Genomic DNA, 15,506 nt, shown 5'->3' with positions numbered 1-15,506 from the left:
GAAGACAATAGGTGCCATGACCCCGATCACGAATATTGACGACCTGCGCCGTCTCGCCCGCCAGCGGGTGCCGCGCATGTTCTACGACTACGCTGACTCCGGCAGCTGGACCGAGAGCACCTACCGCGCCAACGAGGCCGATTTCCAGGCCATCAAGTTCCGCCAGCGCGTGGCGGTCAACATGGAGGGGCGCAGCACCCGCACCACGATGGTCGGCCAGGAGGTCGCCATGCCGGTGGCGCTGGCGCCGACCGGCCTGACCGGCATGCAGCATGCCGACGGCGAGATCCTGGCCGCGCGCGCGGCGCGAAAGTTCGGCGTGCCGTTCACGCTCTCGACCATGAGCATCTGCTCGATCGAGGACGTGGCCGAGCAGGCCGGACCGGGCTTCTGGTTCCAGCTCTACGTGATGCGCGACCGCGCCTTCATCGAGCGCCTGATCGCGCGCGCCAAGGCCGCCGGCTGTACCGCCCTGGTGCTGACGCTGGACCTGCAGATCCTGGGCCAGCGCCACAAGGACATCAAGAACGGCCTGTCGACGCCGCCGCGGCTCACGCTGACCAATCTGCTCGACATCGCGACCAAGCCGCGCTGGGCGCTCGGCATGCTGGGCACGAAGCGGCGCCAGTTCGGCAACATCGTCGGCCATGTCAGCGGGGTGGAGGACATGGGCTCGCTGTCCGAATGGACCGCCAGCCAGTTCGATCCCACGCTCGACTGGGACGCGGTGCGCTGGATTCGCAGCCTCTGGGACGGCAAGCTGATCCTCAAGGGCATCCTCGACCCCGAGGACGCCCGGCTCGCGCTCGACATCGGTGCCGATGCGCTGATCGTGAGCAACCATGGCGGGCGCCAGCTCGACGGTGCCGAGTCCAGCATCCGCGCGCTGCCGGCCATCGTCGACGCCGTGCGCGATCGGATCGAGGTGCATCTGGATGGCGGCGTGCGCAGCGGCCAGGACCTGCTGCGTGCCCGGGCCCTGGGCGCGCGCGGTTGCTACATCGGCCGGCCCTTCCTGTACGGCCTCGGTGCCCTGGGCGAGGCTGGCGTGACCCGCTGCCTCGAGATCCTGCACAAGGAGCTCGATGTCACGCTGGCGCTGTGCGGCCAGACCCGGCTCGACAGCGTCGGCTGCGACATCCTGCTGCCGGGCAGCTATCCCGGTTCGCCTTGATCGTCGATTCCCGCCGCCGCCGGTTCTTCACCCTTTTCTTGCACGAGGCCCGCATGAGATTCCCTGTCCTGTCCCAGCCCTTGTCCTGCCTGGCCGGCGCCTGTCTGTTCGCCGTCACCCTGCTGCAGCCGGCAGCCGCGCAGACCGATGCCGCGCCGATCAAGCTGCTGGTCGGATTCCCGGCTGGCGGCGGCACTGACGCCATCGCCCGCCATCTGGCCCATGGCCTACAGCAGGAGCTGGGCCGCAACGTGCTGGTCGAGAACAAGCCTGGCGCGGGCGGGCAGATCGCCGCCCAGGCCTTGAAGGCGGCGCGCCCGGACGGCAACACCCTGTTCGTCTCGAACAGCCACACCGTGGCCATGATTCCGCTGACGCTGCTTAACCCCGGCTTCGATCCGGAGCGGGACTTCGCTCCGGTCGGCCTGGTCGCGATCAACCCGGACCTGATGGCGGTGAGCACCGCGCTGCTCGGCACCAAGGGCAGCGGCCTGCGCGTGCTGGCGCAATGGGCCAAGGCCAATCCGGACAAGGCCAATATCGGCGTGCCGGCGCCCGCCAGCGCGCCGGATTTCGCGGTCGGCATCGTCGGCCGCGCGCTCGGCACCGATTTCGTCTCGGCGCCCTATCGCGGCGATGCGCCCATCGTGCAGGACCTGGTGGCGGGCCAGATCGCTGCCGGCATCGGCTCGGTCGCCGTCATGCTGCCGCAGGCCCAGGCCGGCAAGCTGCGCATCGTCGCGGTCAACGGCACCCGTCGCCTGCCGCAGCTGCCCGATGTGCCGACCTATGCCGAGCAGGGCATCAAGGGCTACGAGGAGGTCATTTTCACGGCGGTGTACGCGCCTGCCGGCCTGCCGCCCGCGCTGCTGCAGCGCTACAACCGCGCGATCAGCAAGGTCGTCAAGTCGGCCGAGTTCAGCGACAAGATGAGCGCGCTCGGCGTCATCCCCAGCAGCAGCACGCCGGCGCAGCTCGGCGCGCGCCTGCAGGCGACCCGTGCCACCTGGAGCCAGATGGTGCAGGACGCCGGCTACCAGCCGCGCTGACCCGCTGCGTTCGGGTCGGGCAGGCTGGGCCAGCCCGGCGTTCAGCGCCGCGCAGCATGCCTGAGCGCGAAGTCGGCGATCGCCCCGATGTCGGCCAGCTCCAGCGGCTCCAGCCCCGGCGGCACGCCATCGGGCAGCGGGCCGTCGCTGGCGATGCCGATGATGCCGGGCCAGGAGCCCGCCAGCGGCTCGCGCCCGGGCTCGGCGCGCCAGACCTCGAGCTTCGGGAAGTTTCCGCCCTTGAAGCCCTCGACCAGCACCAGGTCGCAGGCCTGCATATGGCCGAGCAGCTCGTCGAGCTCCGGCTCCGGGGCACCGCGCAGCTCGTGCATCAGCGCCCAGCGCTGGTTGCCGAGCAGCAGCACCTCGTGGCAGCCGGCCTCGCGCAGCCGGTAGGAGTCCTTGCCGGGCCGGTCGATCTCGATGTCCTTATGGCTGTGCTTGATCAGCGACACCGTCAGGCCGCGCGCGCGCAGCTCGGGCAGCAGGCGCTCAAGCAGGGTGGTCTTGCCCATGCCGGAATGGCCGGCGATGCCGAAGACCCGGGTCCGGTCGGAGGCTTGGGAGGTCATGTGGGGTGTTCCTTCGTCTGGTCCGGGGTCAAGCTCAGCCGCCCATGCCCAGGCCCTGGCGCAGGCCGATCAGCACCGCCATGCCGAGCGCGAACGGCAGCCAGGGCTTGCGCGTGTGCAGCGCCACCGCGATCACCGCCAGCCCGGCCAGCAGCTTGGGGTTGAAGGGCTGTAGCTGGCCCTGCACCAGCAGCAGGTCGGGCGCCACCAGTGCCGCCAGCGCGGCGGCCGGGGCATAGCGCAGCGCGCGCTGCAGCGCGGGCGGCAGCCGGCCTTTTTCTCCGGCCATGATGAAGCTGCCGCGCGTCAGGAAGGTGGTTGCCGACAGCAGCCCGAAGGCCAGCCAGAGCCAGAAGCCCTCGATCATTGTGGTTCTCCTCGGGTTTGCCAGTGTTCAGCCGCGAAGCCGGTGGCAATGCCTGCCGCGATGCCGGCGAACAGGCCCAACCGCAGCGGCAGATCGCGCAGCAGCACGGCCGTCAGGCCGCCCGCGAGCGCGGCCAGCAGCATCGGGCGCGTGCGTGCCATCGGCACCAGCATCACCATCAGCGCGATCGTCGCCATGAACTCGAGTGACCAGTTGCTCGGCAGGATCTCGGCGCCGAAGACCCCGATCAGCACGCCAGCCTGCCACAGCAGCCAGCCGTACAGCACCGGAGCGAGGTAGTAGCCCCAGCGCCATTGCGGGTCCGGTGTCGTCAGCAGGCGCGGCGACAGCAGCGTGAAGGCGCTGTCCGTCAGCAGGTAGCTGCTGGCCAGGCGCTGGGCCCAGGGCCGGTCGTGGAAGGCCGGCGCGATGCTGGCGCTGAAGATCAGGAAGCGCAGGTTCAGCACCAGTCCGGTCAGGAAGATCAGCCACAGCGGCGCGCCCGAGGCGATCAGCGGCAGCGCGCCGAGCTGGGCGGTGGCGGCGAACACCAGCACGCTCATTCCCATCGACTCGAGCTCGCTCAGCCCGGTCGAGCGCATCGCCAGCCCGGTCACGATGGCCCAGGGCAGGGTACCGACCGAGAACGGCAGCACGGTGCGCAGGCCCTCGCGGGCACCTTGTCGAAAAGCGGGGTCCATCAGCAGCGGTCCAAAAGACATCGAGTCTACGGCCTGTCGTCGCTGCGGGTGCTGCGCCGGGACCCATCCGTGGCCGGCGGCGGCGGGCTGTTGCAGCCCAGTCGCCGCGCCAGCCGGGCCAGGTTGGCCCGGTCCATCTGCAGTTCCCGCGCCGCGGCGGCCCAGTTGTGCTGATGGCGCAGCAGGCATTGCTCGATCAGGCGGCGCTCGAACGCCTCGACCGTCTGGCGCAGTCCGGGCGCCGGCACGGCTGGCTTGGCAACCGCCAGCGGGGCCCCGAGCGAACTCGAATCGTCATCCCAGGGCCTGGACATGGGGTCGGGGCTGGGCAGGCCGAGGTCCTGGGCGCTCAGGCTCAGGATGCGCGGCCGCGGACTCTGGCGCCCGAGCGCCTTCAGTACGCTGCGCCCGATCAGGTGCTCGAGCTCGCGCACATTGCCCGGCCATTCATAGGCCAGCAGCGCCTCCTGCGCGTCGGGCTCCAGCCGCAGGCTCGAGATCCCCAGGCGGCAGCGGTTTTCTTCCAAGAAGAAGCCGCTCAGCAGCAGCACGTCGCGGCCGCGCTCGCGCAAGGGCGGCACCGGCAGCGGGTAGACGCTGAGCCGGTGGTAGATGTCGGCCCGCATCCGGCCGGCCCGTACCTCGCTGGCCAGGTCGCGGTTCGTCGCGACGACCAGGCGCACATCGACCCGATGCTCCCGGTCGGAGCCGAGCCGCTGCAGTTGCCCGCTTTGCAGCACGCGCAGCAGCTTGGCTTGCACCGCCAGCGACAGCTCGCCGACCTCGTCGAGAAACAGGGTGCCGCCATCGGCCAGCTCGAACTTGCCCTCGCGCCCGCTGACCGCGCCGGTGAAGGCGCCGCGCACATGGCCGAACAGCTCGCTCTCGACCAGCGTCTCGGGCAAGGCGGCGCAGTTCAGGCTCACGAAGGCCTGGTCGTGCCGGGCCGAGCGCTCGTGCAGCGCCTGCGCCACCAGCTCCTTGCCGACGCCAGTCTCGCCGGTGATCAGCACGGTCAGGTCGCTGGCACCGACCAGGTCGAGTTCCTTCAGCATGCGCTTGAAGACCGTGCTCTGGCCCAGCAGCGGCCGGTTGGGCTGACTGGCGGCGCGCCGGTAGCGTTCGGCCTGCAGATGTTCGCTCTCGGCCCATTGCTCCAGTCGCTGGATGCGCGTGGCGGCGGCGACCGTGGCAGCGGCGAAGTTGCCAAAGGCGCCCAGGCTCTCGACCTGGGCCGGCGTGAAGCGGCCCGGTGTCAGCGCGTCGAGCGTCAGCAGGCCCCAGGGCTCGCCTTCCATCTGCAGCACCACCCCCATGCAGTCATGCACTTCGAGCTGGCCCTGGCTGGCCTCGACCAGGCCGTCGTAGGGGTCGGGCAGCGAGCTGTCGGGCGGAAAACGGGTCGCCTGCCTGGCCTCGAGCAGCCGCTGCAAGCGCGGATGCTCGGCGACGCGAAAGCGCCGGCCCAGCGTGTCCGGGCTCAGGCCGTCGATCGCCAGCGGCAGCAGGCAGTCGTTCTCGAGCCGCAGCAACGCGACCGCATCGCAGGCGAACAGCCGCCGCACGGTGGCCAGCAAGTGGCGGTAGCGCTCGGATGCCGGCATCTTCTGCGGCAGGTTGGCGACCAGCGGGACGACGGCATTGAGCCAGGCGGATGGAGTCATTTTTACACCCATTGAAGTCGTATTGACTCTATCAAAGATTAGGTCATTACGACTCGGTCTGCGCCAAGTCCTTGATCGGTATCGTTGCCGGGCCTGGCATGTGCATTGCGTTAGAGGGGGCAGGGCCATCTGGCCTGACCGAACCCACCGATGAGGAGCCTCCATCATGTTGAACGACGCCCAGCGCGCCATTGTGAAATCGACCGTCCCGCTGCTTGAAACCGGCGGCGAGACCCTGACCCAGCATTTCTACCGCATCATGCTCGGCGAGTTTCCCGAGGTGCGGCCCCTGTTCAACCAGGCCCACCAGGCCAGCGGCGACCAGCCGCGTGCGCTCGCCAACAGCGTGCTGATGTATGCCAAGCATATCGACCGCCTCGAGGCGCTGGGCAATCTGCCGGCGCAGATCGTGCACAAGCATGTGTCGCTGCAGGTCAAGCCCGAGCATTACCCGATCGTCGGCGCCTGCCTGCTGCGCGCGATCCGCGAAGTGCTGGGGGCCGAGATCGCGACCGATGCCGTGATCGACGCCTGGGGCGCGGCCTACCAGCAGCTGGCCGACCTGCTGATCGGTGCCGAGGAGCAGACCTACGCCGCGATCGAGGCCGCTCCGGGCGGCTGGCGTGGCGAGCGTGCCTTCCGCGTCACGCGCAAGCAGGCCGAGAGCAGCGTCATCACCTCGTTCTACCTGAGCCCGGTCGATGGCGGCCCGGTGATCGCGCACCAGCCAGGCCAGTACATCGGCCTGCGCCTGGTGCTCGACGGCCAGGAGCAGCGGCGCAACTATTCGCTGTCGTCGGTCGCCAATGGCAGCGAACTGCGCATCAGCGTCAAGCGCGAGCCCGGTGGCCGGGTGTCCGAGCATCTGCACGACCAGGTCGCGGTCGGCGATGTCCTGCAGCTGTTCCCGCCGGCGGGCAACTTCGTGCTGCGCGACGGCGACAAGCCGCTGGTGCTGATCAGCGGCGGAGTCGGCATCACCCCGACGCTGGCGATGCTGCAGGCGGCGCTCGAGACCGAACGCGCGGTCCACTTCATCCACTGCGCCCGCGACCGCGCCAGCCACGCCTTCCGCGACACCGTCGATGGTCTGGCTGCCCGTCATCCCCAGCTGCAGCGCTTCTACTGCTACGACCAGGCCGATGCTGCCGATCAGGTCGATGCGGTCGGTCTGCTCGACCAGCAGCGGCTGGCCGACTGGCTGCCGGCCAGCCGTGATCTGGATGCCTATTTCCTCGGCCCCAAGCCGTTCATGGCGCAGGTCAAGCGCCAGCTGAAGGCGCTCGGCGTGCCGGAGGCGCAAACCCATTTCGAGTTCTTCGGTCCCGCCGCGGCGCTGAACTGAAATCGGCCGGAGCCCTGCTGTCGTGAACCGGCTCTGGGATCGCTTGCGGGCCTGCTGCCCTGCGGCCCTGCCGATGGGGCAGCGGGAGCTCTGGCTCGGCAGCCTGGGCATCGGCCTGGGCCTGTGGCTGACCGGCTGGCTGAGCCGGCAGGCCCTGGGTGAGATGGACCCCTGGTTGATCGCCCCGATGGGGGCGTCGGCCGTGCTGCTGTTCCTGCTGCCGGCCAGTCCGCTGGCCCAGCCCTGGGCTATCCTGGGCGGCAACCTGGTCTCGGCGCTGATCGGTGTCAGCTGCGCACAGCTGCTCGGCCACAGCGTCGCGGTAGCCGCATTGGCCGGGGCGCTGGCGGCCGCGGCCATGCTGGCGCTGCGCTGCCTGCATCCGCCAGGGGGAGCGGTGGCATTGACCGCGGTGCTCGGCAGCCCGTCCGTCCAGCTGCTGGGCTATGGCTTTGCGTTCTGGCCGGTCGGCATCAATTCCGCCTTCATGCTGCTGGTGGCGCTGCTGTTCAACAACCTGAGCGGTCACCGCTATCCGCATCGCGGCGGTGCCGGCGGCCGCGCCCGTGGCACGCGCGATCCGGCGCCGAGCCTGAGGGGCAGCCTGAAAGAGGACCTCGACCTGGCGCTGGCCTCGTTCGGCGAACGGCTCGACATCGACCGCGAGGACCTGGAGGAGATCGTGCTGCGCGCCAGCCTGCAGGCGCAGAACCGGCGCTGGGGCGACATGCGTTGTCAGGACCTGATGTCGCGCGACGTGATCCGGGTCGGGCCGCAAGACAGCATCGACCTGGCCTGGAGTCGGCTGACCCGCCATCACATCAATGCCTTGCCGGTCACCGATGTGCAAGGCCGGCTGCTCGGCATGCTGTCGCTGCACGACTTTGTCGTCGGGCAGACGACCGCTGACCCGAGGCGGCTGCCGCGCCTGAGCACCGCCCGCCGCGTCGAGGACATCATGAGCAGCCAGGTCGTGAGCGCCAGTCCGCGCCAGCCGATTCCCGAACTCGCGCGGGCCTTTGCCGATGGCGGGCTGCACCACATGCCGGTGCTCGATGAGCAGCAGCGCGTGGTCGGCATGGTGACGCCCTCGGATCTGCTGGCGGTGCTGTTCCAGGCCAGCCGCTAGCCCGCGTTCCGGCCTGTCGGTGCTGGCGCTGGTCGGGGCCGGGCTTCAGCCCAGCGAAGCGCTTGCCAGCCGCAGCGCGAAGCCGATGAACAGCGTGCCCATCGCCCCCATCCCGCCTGCGGCCAGGCGCTGGTGGCGACCGAAGCGTTCGGCCAGCCGCACGCCGCCGAAGATCAGCGCGCTCAGGTAGAGCGCACTGCAGGCCTGCACGATCAGCCCGAGCAGCAGGAAGGACAGCGTCGGGTAGGCGTAGTCCGGATCGACGAACTGGATGAAGAAGGAGACGAAGAACAGGATCGCCTTCGGATTCATCAGGCTGATCAGGAAGGCGGTCCGGAACGGCCGGCCCGCGTTCCGCTCCAGTTTCGCGTCTGTTGGCCTTGCCGTGCCGGCCTGCGCCGGCCGCGCGGTCCATTGCCGCCAGGCCGCGCGCACCAGCCCGATGCCAAGCCAGGCCAGGTAGGCCGCGCCCAGGTACTTGACCAGCATGAAGGCCAGCGGTGTGCTGCGCAGCAGCGAGGCCGCGCCGGCCGTCGACAGCAGCATCAGCACCGTATCGCCGGCAAAGATGCCGGCCGCCCCCCGGTAGCCGGCCGCCACGCCGTGGCGCGAGGCCAGCGCCATCACGTAGAGCGAGTTCGGGCCCGGCAGCAGCACGATGAAGATCGTGCCGAGGATGAAGGTGGTGAGGTCGGTGATGCCGTAGGCCATGGGCTTAGGCTACCACTCCAGGCCGTCGGTGGCGTAGTCGGTCGGCTTGCTCTCGAAGAAGTTGCTGCGCGTGCCGTTAGGCTTGCTGAAGTCATCGAACCAGGGCACGGCGTTGACCACGCCCGGATAGATCACGCCCAGGTTCAGCGCCATCGCGCGCTTGTTGGCCAGGCCCTTGACGAAGTTCTCCACCACCTCGTCGGTCAGGCCCAGGATGCCGCCCTGGATGATGTACTGGCCCCAGCTGACCTCGAGCTCGACCGCGTCCTTGATCAGCTGGATCGCGTCATGGCGGAATTGCTCGTCATACAGCTCGGGGTTCTCGGCCTGGAACGCGTGGTGCAGGTTGGTGAACAGGTCGAGATGGGTCTCGCCCTCGTCGCGGTTGATGTACTTGATCATGTCCGCGCTGCCCAGCATCTTGCCGTTGCGCGCCAGCGTGTAGAACACCAGGAAGGCCGAGTAGAAGTAGATGCCTTCCAGGATCACGTTGCCGACGATGGCGCGCGCGAAGTTGGCCGGCGTCGGCTCGTCCTTCAGCACCGACGAGGAACGCATGATGAACTCGTTCTTCTTGGCCAGCATGCCGTCATGCTCGAACATCATGTAGACCGATTCCGGATCGAGCGAGACCGCCTCGATCAGGAACTGGTAGCTGCGCACATGCACGCCTTCCTCCGAGGCCTGGCGCGCGATCGCCAGGCTGACCTCGGGTGCCGTGATGTGCTGGCCGATGTTGTGGATCAGGTTGTTGAACTGGATGCCGTCCAGGTTCGACACGAAGGCCAGCGCCTTGTCATAGGCATTGCGCTCGCGCGCGTTGAGCGCACCGCTGCGGTAGGTCTCGCGGTCGGCCACCAGCGGGATCGACTTCGGGAACCAGGTGTTGGCTTCCATGCGGTCGTAGATCTCGGTCGCCCACTTGTACTTGGTCCGGCTCATGTTCATGAGCTGGTCCTGCGGCCCGAAGGCGATGCGGCGCTCGTTGGTGATGCGGGTGGTGTTGTTCAGGGTCGAGCTCATTGGCAGGCCTCGCAGTTCGGGTTGTCGATCGAGCAGAAATTGGTCGGCAGTTCGGCTTCGGCCACGTCGCCGGCCGGCAGCGCGGCATTGGCCAGCGCCGGCTTGGCCACTTCCTTGGTCTTGGTCTGGCCGCGCAGGTAATAGGTGGTCTTGAGTCCCAGCTTCCAGGCGCTCAGGTAGATCTCGGCCAGCTCGCGGCCCTTGGTGCCCTGCTTGACGAAGATGTTGACGCTCTGCGACTGGTCGATCCATTTCTGGCGCGCGGCGGCGCTCTGCAGGATCCAGCCCGGATCGATCTCCCACACCGTCTTGAGCAGGTCCGGGCGGCCGTACTTGACGCAGGGATCGACCACCTTGAACTGGCCGCTCATGTTCTTTTCACTGCGCTCGATCTCGAAGATCGGCTCGATGCAGGGCGTGGTGCCGGTGATGATGCTGATGGTCGCGGTCGGCGCGATCGCCATCACGTTGCTGTTGCGCATGCCCTGCGCCTGGACCTGGGTCCGCAGCGCCGCCCAGGCCGCTTCGCCCAGGCTGGTCTCGCGCTGGCGTGCGGTGTCGATCGGCAGCAGGCCCCGGCTCCACTTGGAGCCCGGGAAGGTCTCGTAGGCGCCGCGCTCCTGCGCCAGTGCGCTCGAAGCCTGGATCGCGTGGAAGCTGATCAGCTCCATGGCCCGGTCCGAGAACGCCACGCCAGCGGCGCTCGCAAAGTCGATGCCGCAGGCCACCTTGGCCTCGGTCTCGCCCATCAGGCCCAGGCCGACCGGACGATGGCGCAGGTTCGAGGCCTTGGCGCGGTCCGACGGGTAGAAGTTCAGGTCGATCACGTTGTCGAGCATGCGCAGCGCGGTCTTGACCGTGCGTGCGATCTTGTCGCCATCGAGCTGGCCGTCCTTGACATGGCGCGCCAGGTTGACCGAGCCCAGGTTGCAGACCGCGGTCTCGGTGTCGCTGGTGTTCAGGGTAATTTCTGTACAGAGATTACTCGAATGCACGACGCCGACATGGTCCTGTGGGCTGCGGCGGTTGCACTCGTCCTTGAAGGTGATCCAGGGGTGGCCGGTCTCGAACAGGTTGGTCAGGATGCGCTTCCAGACCTCGACCGCCGGGCGCTGCTTGTAGGCCTTGCCCTCGCGCTCGAGCTGCTCGTAGCGCGCCTTGAAGGCATCGCCATAGAGCTCGTGCAGTTCAGGGAAGCGCTCGGGCTGGAACTCGCTCCAGATGCCGTTGCTCTCGACCCGCTCCATGAACAGGTCGGCGATCCAGGCCGCCGGGAAGATGTCGTGCGCGCGCAGGCGGTCGTCACCGAACTCCTTCTTGATCTCGCAATAGTCCCAGAAATCCGGGTGCCAGACCTCGAGGTAGGGCGCGAAGCTGCCCTTGCGCCGGCCGCCCTGGTTCACGCCGACCGCGGTGTCGTTGTAGATCTTCAGGTAGGGGATGACGCCCGAGCTCTTGCCGTTGGTCGACTGGATATGCGAGCCGGCCGCGCGAACCCGGGTCCAGTCGGTGCCGATGCCGCCAGCGTACTTGCTCAGCCGGGCCGATTCCTCGATGGTGCCGAAGATCGAGGCAAAGCGGTGCTCGCCGGCATCGATGTCGGCGCTGATCTGGTCATTGACCGTATTGAGGTAGCAGCTCGACAGCTGCGAGTGGACGGTGCCCGAGTTGAACAGCGTCGGCGTCGAGGCCATGTAGTCGAAGCTCGACAGCAGGTCGTAGAACTCGATCGCACGCGCGGTCGGGTTGTCCTCCTGCAGCGACACGCCCATCGCCACCCGCATGAAGAAATGCTGCGGCAGCTCGATCAGCTGCTGCTGCACGTCGCGCATCAGGTAGCGGTCGACCAGGTTCTGCAGGCCGTAGTAGTCGAACTGGTAGTCGCGCTCGGGCTTGATCGCCGCGTCGAGTGCGGCCAGGTCGAAGGCCTCGCCCATGCGCTGGGTGTAGCGGCCGGCCGCGACACCGCGCGCGATGGTTTCGGCCAGCGCCGGATAGCGCGCCGAGCCGGTCGCGATCTTCATGGTCTCGGCCAGCAGATAGCGCGCCGCGACGAAGGTGAAGTCCGGGTTGTCGGTCGAGATCAGGCCGGCGGCGGCCTTGTTCTGCGCCTGGAAGATCTCGCGCGTCTGCATGCCATCGTAGACCAGCAGCTTGATCTGGCTGCGCAACAGGCCCAGGTCGACATTGAGGCCCTGGGTGGCAAATTCGTTGAGTCGCTCGATTTTGGCGAAGTCGAAGGCTTCGCGCGAGCCGTCGCGCTTGATGACGTCCATGGCGGTGGTGCAGAAAAAAACAGGAAACCTGCCGCCCGTAGGCAGCAGCCGGGGCGGTCGGTCGGGAATGGCGATAGGCGGTCGGCTAGGGGGCCGGCCGCGAGGGGGGCGCGCCGATGGCCTTCAGGGCCAGTGCGACAGCGGGCCGCCCGGGCGCTGGTCCAGGCAGGCAGTGGTGAGCAAAGACATGCATTCGAATCCTCCCGTCGAATGGTTCCGAGAACGGCACCAGGCGGAGGATGAAAAAAAGCCGCCAGCCCGGCTCATGCCAGGGCGATGCGGCCGCTTTTTCCCGTCACCCCGGGGAATGGTGCTGGCTGTTTTTTCGGGCCGGTATTCTGGCTTGCCTTCATCCTTCTCCGCGCCTTCCCATGCTTGCGCACAGTGGCAACAGGCGGAGTCGTCAGGCTTACAGCAGCGGGGGCTGCGCCGGAATGGCTGCTTGCAGCAGCGGCACCGGCTTCCCGTTCAACGTCGCCCAGCAAGCTGAGCCGACACACCCAAAAACAGAATCATACCGGTTCGTGGCGGACCGGCAGTCTGTACGGGCATCTACGCATGCACCAGGAATTAACCCTTCTGTTTAAATAATGTTTTTTATTTAGCAGTTGCAGAAGGAAACCCTATGGTGGATTTGTCAATTCGTAGCAAGCTGGCGATCGTTTTTAGTGTAATTATTGCAGTTGTCATCGTGATTTCTGGTGCGGGCATCATGCTGCTGTCGGAGGCAAATGATCGTTTCGATCACATGGTCAACGTCATCAGCGCCCGTGCCCATACTGTCGAGCGTGTCCGGGAGGGAGTCGAGCAGCGTGCCATCGCGGCGCGCAACCTGGTGCTCGTGACCCGGTTCGAGGATCTCGCTCATGAAAAGGATGCTGTCGACAAGGCGCATGCGGATGTCTCCGAGGCGCTGGCGCAACTCAAGAAACTGGCCGAGACCACTGACGCAGCGCCCGAAGGGCGCCAACTGATCGCGACGATCGAGGACACCGAAAAGCTCTACGCCCCGGTGGCCCTGGGCATCGTGGCGCTGGCGCTCGAGGGGGAACACGCGACGGCCATCCAGCGCATGAACGACGAATGCCGTCCCTTGCTGGCCAGGCTCATCAAGGCCTCCAAGGACTATGCCGAGTTCGCTCAGCGTCGCTCCAACACCCTGCTGGCCGAGGCACGCGAGTCCTATGTGGCCCAGCGCAACGGACTGATCCTCGGCATCGTGCTGGCGGTCGCGCTATCGGTCATGGCTGCCGTGTTGATCGAGCGCAGCCTGGCCGCCGATCTCGGGACCGAGCCCCGGGAGTTGCGCGAGATCTTCAATCAAGTGGCAGCCGGAGACCTGACCCGCCAGATCGCGCTGCGCGCTGACGACTCCAACAGCGTGCTGGCGGCCGTCAAGCGCATGCAGGACGGCCTGATCGAGATCGTGGCCGGGGTGCGCCGGGATGCCGATGCGGTGTCTTCCGCCTCGCAACAGATCGCGGCCGGCAATATGGAGCTGTCTTCGCGCACCGAGACCCAGGCCCACTCCCTGGCAGAGATGGCCGGTTCGATCGACGAATTCGGCTCCACCGTGCGCCAGAACGCGGACAGCGCCACGCAGGCCAACCGGCTCGCCCAGAGCGCCAGCCAGGTTGCCGCCTATGGCGGTGAAGTGGTCGGCAATGTGGTCGACACCATGCAGGGCATCAACCAGAGCTCGCGCAAGATCTCGGACATCATTGCCGTCATCGACAGCATCGCGTTCCAGACCAATCTGCTGGCGCTCAATGCGGCCGTCGAGGCAGCCCGTGCTGGCGAGCAGGGCCGTGGCTTTGCCGTCGTTGCCAGCGAGGTCCGCAGCCTGGCCGGTCGCAGCTCGGCGGCAGCGCGTGAAATCACGTCCCTCATCACCGACAGCGTGCAGCGGGTCGAGCAGGGGGCGGCGCTGGTCGAGAGCGCTGGCAAGACCATGGCCGACATCGTTGCCGGAATCAAGCAGGTGACGGATGTGGTCGCAGTCATCACCGTCGCCAGCCAGGAGCAGAGTCAGGGCGTGGCGCAGGTCGGCAGCGCCGTCACCAGCATGGACCAGATTACCCGGCAGAATGCCGGCATGGAGGAGGAGATGGCCACTGCGGCCAGGAGCCTGGATCGCAAGGCGGCTGATCTGGTCGAGGCGACTTCCGTGTTCAGGCTGCCTTCCCTGGCCATGACAAGGGTGGCCTGAGCGCGCCTGACCCTCAGAGCGCCGAGCTTGATTGGCTCGCGCGGCCAGGCCGGCTCAGCCCTGGCGCCGGCGCCAGAGCCGGCTCAGGTCGTCGATGGCGGGTACGCCGGCCAGTGCCAGCAGCAGCAGCGCCAGCGGCAGGGTGGCCAGATAGCCGATCAGCTTGAAGCCCAGCGCCCCGCTGACGCCGCCGACGAAGAAGCAGACCGCCAGCTGCAGCAATACCCGCAGCCGGACCGGATTGGCGCGCACCGGCGGCAGGGCGGGGTCGGACGAGTTCCAGTACGCCATCTTGCCGAGCTCGATCCCGATGTCGGTCACCAGGCCGGTGATATGGGTGGTGCGGATCTCGGCATGTGACAGCTTGGTGATCAGCGCGTTCTGCAGCCCCATGATGAAGCTCAGCAGCATCACCGTCAGCGGCACGAACAGGCCGGCGACATGGGACAGCCGTTCGCCGAGCGCGCCAAAACCGAGCAGCAGCAACGCCTCTGCCATCAGCGGCAGCGCGAACAGGCTGTGCAGGCGCCGACGGCGCGCGAAGTTGACCAGGATCGCGCTGCAGGCCGCGCCAGCGATGAAGGACAGCAGCGCCCCGAAGCCGGTCAGGTAGTCACGGAACTGCCCGAGCGCCAGGTGGTCGGCCATGGCCGAGACGATGCCCGTCATGTGGGAGGTGTACTGATGCACGGCCAGGAAGCCGCCCGCGTTGGCGGCGCCGGCGACGAAGGCCAGCATCAGGCCAAGCTGGTGGTTGGCCTGCGCGCTGCGCCGGCTTCCGGTCAATTTTCTGGCGTACTGGATCGGCATCTATGCGCGGCCTGTTGCTCTTGGCAGGGGCCAATGTTCTGGTATGTTAACAAGATGCCGGATCGGCCCTGACGGCTGCCGAATCGTCGATCCAGCCCCTACCCAGAAGGAAAACCCATGAGTTCACTGCCCCCCTGCCCGAAATGTCAGTCCGAGTACAGCTACGAGGACGGCAGCCAGCTGATCTGCCCGGAATGCGGCCACGAATGGAGCGCCACCGAGTCCGCGCCGGCCGAGGAAGCCGCCAAGGTCTGGAAGGATGCCCACGGCAACCTGCTGCAGGACGGCGACACCGTCACGCTGATCAAGGACCTCAAGGTCAAGGGCTCGTCGACCGTGATCAAGGTCGGCACCAAGGTCAAGAACATCCGCCTGATCGAAGGCGACCACGACATCGACTGCAAGATCGAGGGTTTCGGTCCGATGCAGCTCAAGTCCGAGTTCATCAAGAAGGCCTGAGAGCGTGTTCAAAGTCT

Annotated in this window: 13 protein-coding genes, 1 pseudogene and 1 riboswitch; of the genes and pseudogenes, 6 read left to right on the top strand and 8 right to left on the bottom strand. The window is 67.5% G+C overall.

Translation table 11 applies throughout. The features are described from left to right. Nucleotides 1–16 precede the first annotated feature (16 nt). Both C6P61_RS07390 and C6P61_RS07385 read left to right on the top strand, forming a co-directional pair. Nucleotides 17–1,174 (top strand): alpha-hydroxy acid oxidase, encoded by a 1,158-nt coding sequence (locus C6P61_RS07390; protein WP_105729292.1) that lies wholly within the window; start codon nucleotides 17–19, stop codon nucleotides 1,172–1,174. Nucleotides 1,175–1,227: 53 nt separating this feature from the next. Then, nucleotides 1,228–2,223, top strand: coding sequence for a tripartite tricarboxylate transporter substrate-binding protein (locus C6P61_RS07385; RefSeq protein WP_105729334.1), 996 nt, complete (start codon nucleotides 1,228–1,230; stop codon nucleotides 2,221–2,223). Nucleotides 2,224–2,264: 41 nt separating this feature from the next. On the opposite strand, the gene mobB is transcribed toward C6P61_RS07385, so the two are convergent. From mobB to norR, 4 genes are read right to left on the bottom strand one after another with little or no spacing between them, the layout of a single operon-like run. Beyond that, the gene (gene mobB / locus C6P61_RS07380; protein WP_105729291.1) at nucleotides 2,265–2,795 is read right to left on the bottom strand and encodes a molybdopterin-guanine dinucleotide biosynthesis protein B; all 531 of its coding nucleotides are present in this window, start codon (nucleotides 2,793–2,795) and stop codon (nucleotides 2,265–2,267) included. A 34-nt stretch (nucleotides 2,796–2,829) separates the two neighbouring features. Further along, entirely contained in the window at nucleotides 2,830–3,162 is a 333-nt protein-coding gene (locus tag C6P61_RS07375) for an AzlD domain-containing protein (protein ID WP_105729290.1), read from the bottom strand. Continuing rightward, a complete protein-coding gene (locus C6P61_RS07370; protein WP_211296941.1) occupies nucleotides 3,159–3,884 on the bottom strand; it encodes an AzlC family ABC transporter permease in 726 nt (241 codons plus the stop codon). Before C6P61_RS07370 ends, C6P61_RS07375 begins: the two co-directional genes overlap by 4 nt. A gap of 5 nt (nucleotides 3,885–3,889) precedes the next feature. Next, nucleotides 3,890–5,527: a nitric oxide reductase transcriptional regulator NorR gene (norR, locus tag C6P61_RS07365; RefSeq protein WP_105729289.1), complete on the bottom strand. Its 1,638-nt coding sequence runs from the start codon at nucleotides 5,525–5,527 to the stop codon at nucleotides 3,890–3,892. A 166-nt stretch (nucleotides 5,528–5,693) separates the two neighbouring features. Between norR and hmpA the strand changes: the two genes are divergently transcribed. Both hmpA and C6P61_RS07355 read left to right on the top strand, forming a co-directional pair. After that, nucleotides 5,694–6,872, top strand: coding sequence for an NO-inducible flavohemoprotein (hmpA, locus tag C6P61_RS07360; protein ID WP_105729288.1), 1,179 nt, complete (start codon nucleotides 5,694–5,696; stop codon nucleotides 6,870–6,872). Between the two features lie 22 nt (nucleotides 6,873–6,894). Beyond that, the gene (locus C6P61_RS07355) at nucleotides 6,895–8,001 is read left to right on the top strand and encodes an HPP family protein (RefSeq protein ID WP_244908825.1); all 1,107 of its coding nucleotides are present in this window, start codon (nucleotides 6,895–6,897) and stop codon (nucleotides 7,999–8,001) included. Between the two features lie 45 nt (nucleotides 8,002–8,046). On the opposite strand, the gene leuE is transcribed toward C6P61_RS07355, so the two are convergent. From leuE to C6P61_RS07340, 3 genes are read right to left on the bottom strand one after another with little or no spacing between them, the layout of a single operon-like run. Next, on the bottom strand, nucleotides 8,047–8,712 hold the full coding sequence (leuE, locus tag C6P61_RS07350; protein WP_105729286.1) for a leucine efflux protein LeuE: 666 nt from the start codon (nucleotides 8,710–8,712) through the stop codon (nucleotides 8,047–8,049). Nucleotides 8,713–8,721: 9 nt separating this feature from the next. Further along, entirely contained in the window at nucleotides 8,722–9,735 is a 1,014-nt protein-coding gene (locus C6P61_RS07345; protein WP_105729285.1) for a ribonucleotide-diphosphate reductase subunit beta, read from the bottom strand. After that, complete coding sequence (locus tag C6P61_RS07340) at nucleotides 9,732–12,011, bottom strand: ribonucleoside-diphosphate reductase subunit alpha (protein ID WP_105729284.1); 2,280 nt, start codon at nucleotides 12,009–12,011, stop codon at nucleotides 9,732–9,734. Before C6P61_RS07340 ends, C6P61_RS07345 begins: the two co-directional genes overlap by 4 nt. 311 nt (nucleotides 12,012–12,322) lie before the next feature. After that, nucleotides 12,323–12,530, bottom strand: a riboswitch (cobalamin riboswitch). A gap of 106 nt (nucleotides 12,531–12,636) precedes the next feature. Between C6P61_RS07340 and C6P61_RS07335 the strand changes: the two genes are divergently transcribed. Continuing rightward, nucleotides 12,637–14,220 carry a methyl-accepting chemotaxis protein gene (locus C6P61_RS07335; RefSeq protein ID WP_105729283.1) on the top strand — a complete coding sequence of 528 codons (1,584 nt, stop codon included), beginning with the start codon at nucleotides 12,637–12,639 and terminating at the stop codon, nucleotides 14,218–14,220. Between the two features lie 66 nt (nucleotides 14,221–14,286). On the opposite strand, the pseudogene C6P61_RS07330 reads toward C6P61_RS07335, so the two are convergent. Continuing rightward, nucleotides 14,287–15,030 (bottom strand): annotated as a pseudogene (locus tag C6P61_RS07330) (YoaK family protein); the annotation flags it as partial. 117 nt (nucleotides 15,031–15,147) lie between these two features. Here C6P61_RS07330 and C6P61_RS07325 point away from each other — a divergent pair. Then, nucleotides 15,148–15,489 (top strand): zinc ribbon domain-containing protein YjdM, encoded by a 342-nt coding sequence (locus C6P61_RS07325; protein WP_105729281.1) that lies wholly within the window; start codon nucleotides 15,148–15,150, stop codon nucleotides 15,487–15,489. Nucleotides 15,490–15,506 lie beyond the last annotated feature (17 nt).

Source organism: Malikia spinosa (assembly GCF_002980625.1).
Taxonomy (GTDB): Bacteria; Pseudomonadota; Gammaproteobacteria; order Burkholderiales; family Burkholderiaceae_C; genus Malikia; species Malikia spinosa.
This window is presented reverse-complemented; position numbering and strand designations above follow the sequence as displayed.

What these genes read in the sequence shown, in the direction of transcription:
- C6P61_RS07390 (WP_105729292.1), top strand. Translation starts at nt 17, where the DNA reads ATGACCCCGATCACGAATATTGACGACCTGCGCCGTCTCGCCCGCCAG.
- C6P61_RS07385 (WP_105729334.1), top strand. Translation starts at nt 1,228, where the DNA reads ATGAGATTCCCTGTCCTGTCCCAGCCCTTGTCCTGCCTGGCCGGCGCC.
- mobB (WP_105729291.1), bottom strand. Translation starts at nt 2,795, where the DNA reads ATGACCTCCCAAGCCTCCGACCGGACCCGGGTCTTCGGCATCGCCGGC.
- C6P61_RS07375 (WP_105729290.1), bottom strand. Translation starts at nt 3,162, where the DNA reads ATGATCGAGGGCTTCTGGCTCTGGCTGGCCTTCGGGCTGCTGTCGGCA.
- C6P61_RS07370 (WP_211296941.1), bottom strand. Translation starts at nt 3,884, where the DNA reads ATGTCTTTTGGACCGCTGCTGATGGACCCCGCTTTTCGACAAGGTGCC.
- norR (WP_105729289.1), bottom strand. Translation starts at nt 5,527, where the DNA reads ATGACTCCATCCGCCTGGCTCAATGCCGTCGTCCCGCTGGTCGCCAAC.
- hmpA (WP_105729288.1), top strand. Translation starts at nt 5,694, where the DNA reads ATGTTGAACGACGCCCAGCGCGCCATTGTGAAATCGACCGTCCCGCTG.
- leuE (WP_105729286.1), bottom strand. Translation starts at nt 8,712, where the DNA reads ATGGCCTACGGCATCACCGACCTCACCACCTTCATCCTCGGCACGATC.
- C6P61_RS07345 (WP_105729285.1), bottom strand. Translation starts at nt 9,735, where the DNA reads ATGAGCTCGACCCTGAACAACACCACCCGCATCACCAACGAGCGCCGC.
- C6P61_RS07340 (WP_105729284.1), bottom strand. Translation starts at nt 12,011, where the DNA reads ATGGACGTCATCAAGCGCGACGGCTCGCGCGAAGCCTTCGACTTCGCC.
- C6P61_RS07335 (WP_105729283.1), top strand. Translation starts at nt 12,637, where the DNA reads ATGGTGGATTTGTCAATTCGTAGCAAGCTGGCGATCGTTTTTAGTGTA.
- C6P61_RS07325 (WP_105729281.1), top strand. Translation starts at nt 15,148, where the DNA reads ATGAGTTCACTGCCCCCCTGCCCGAAATGTCAGTCCGAGTACAGCTAC.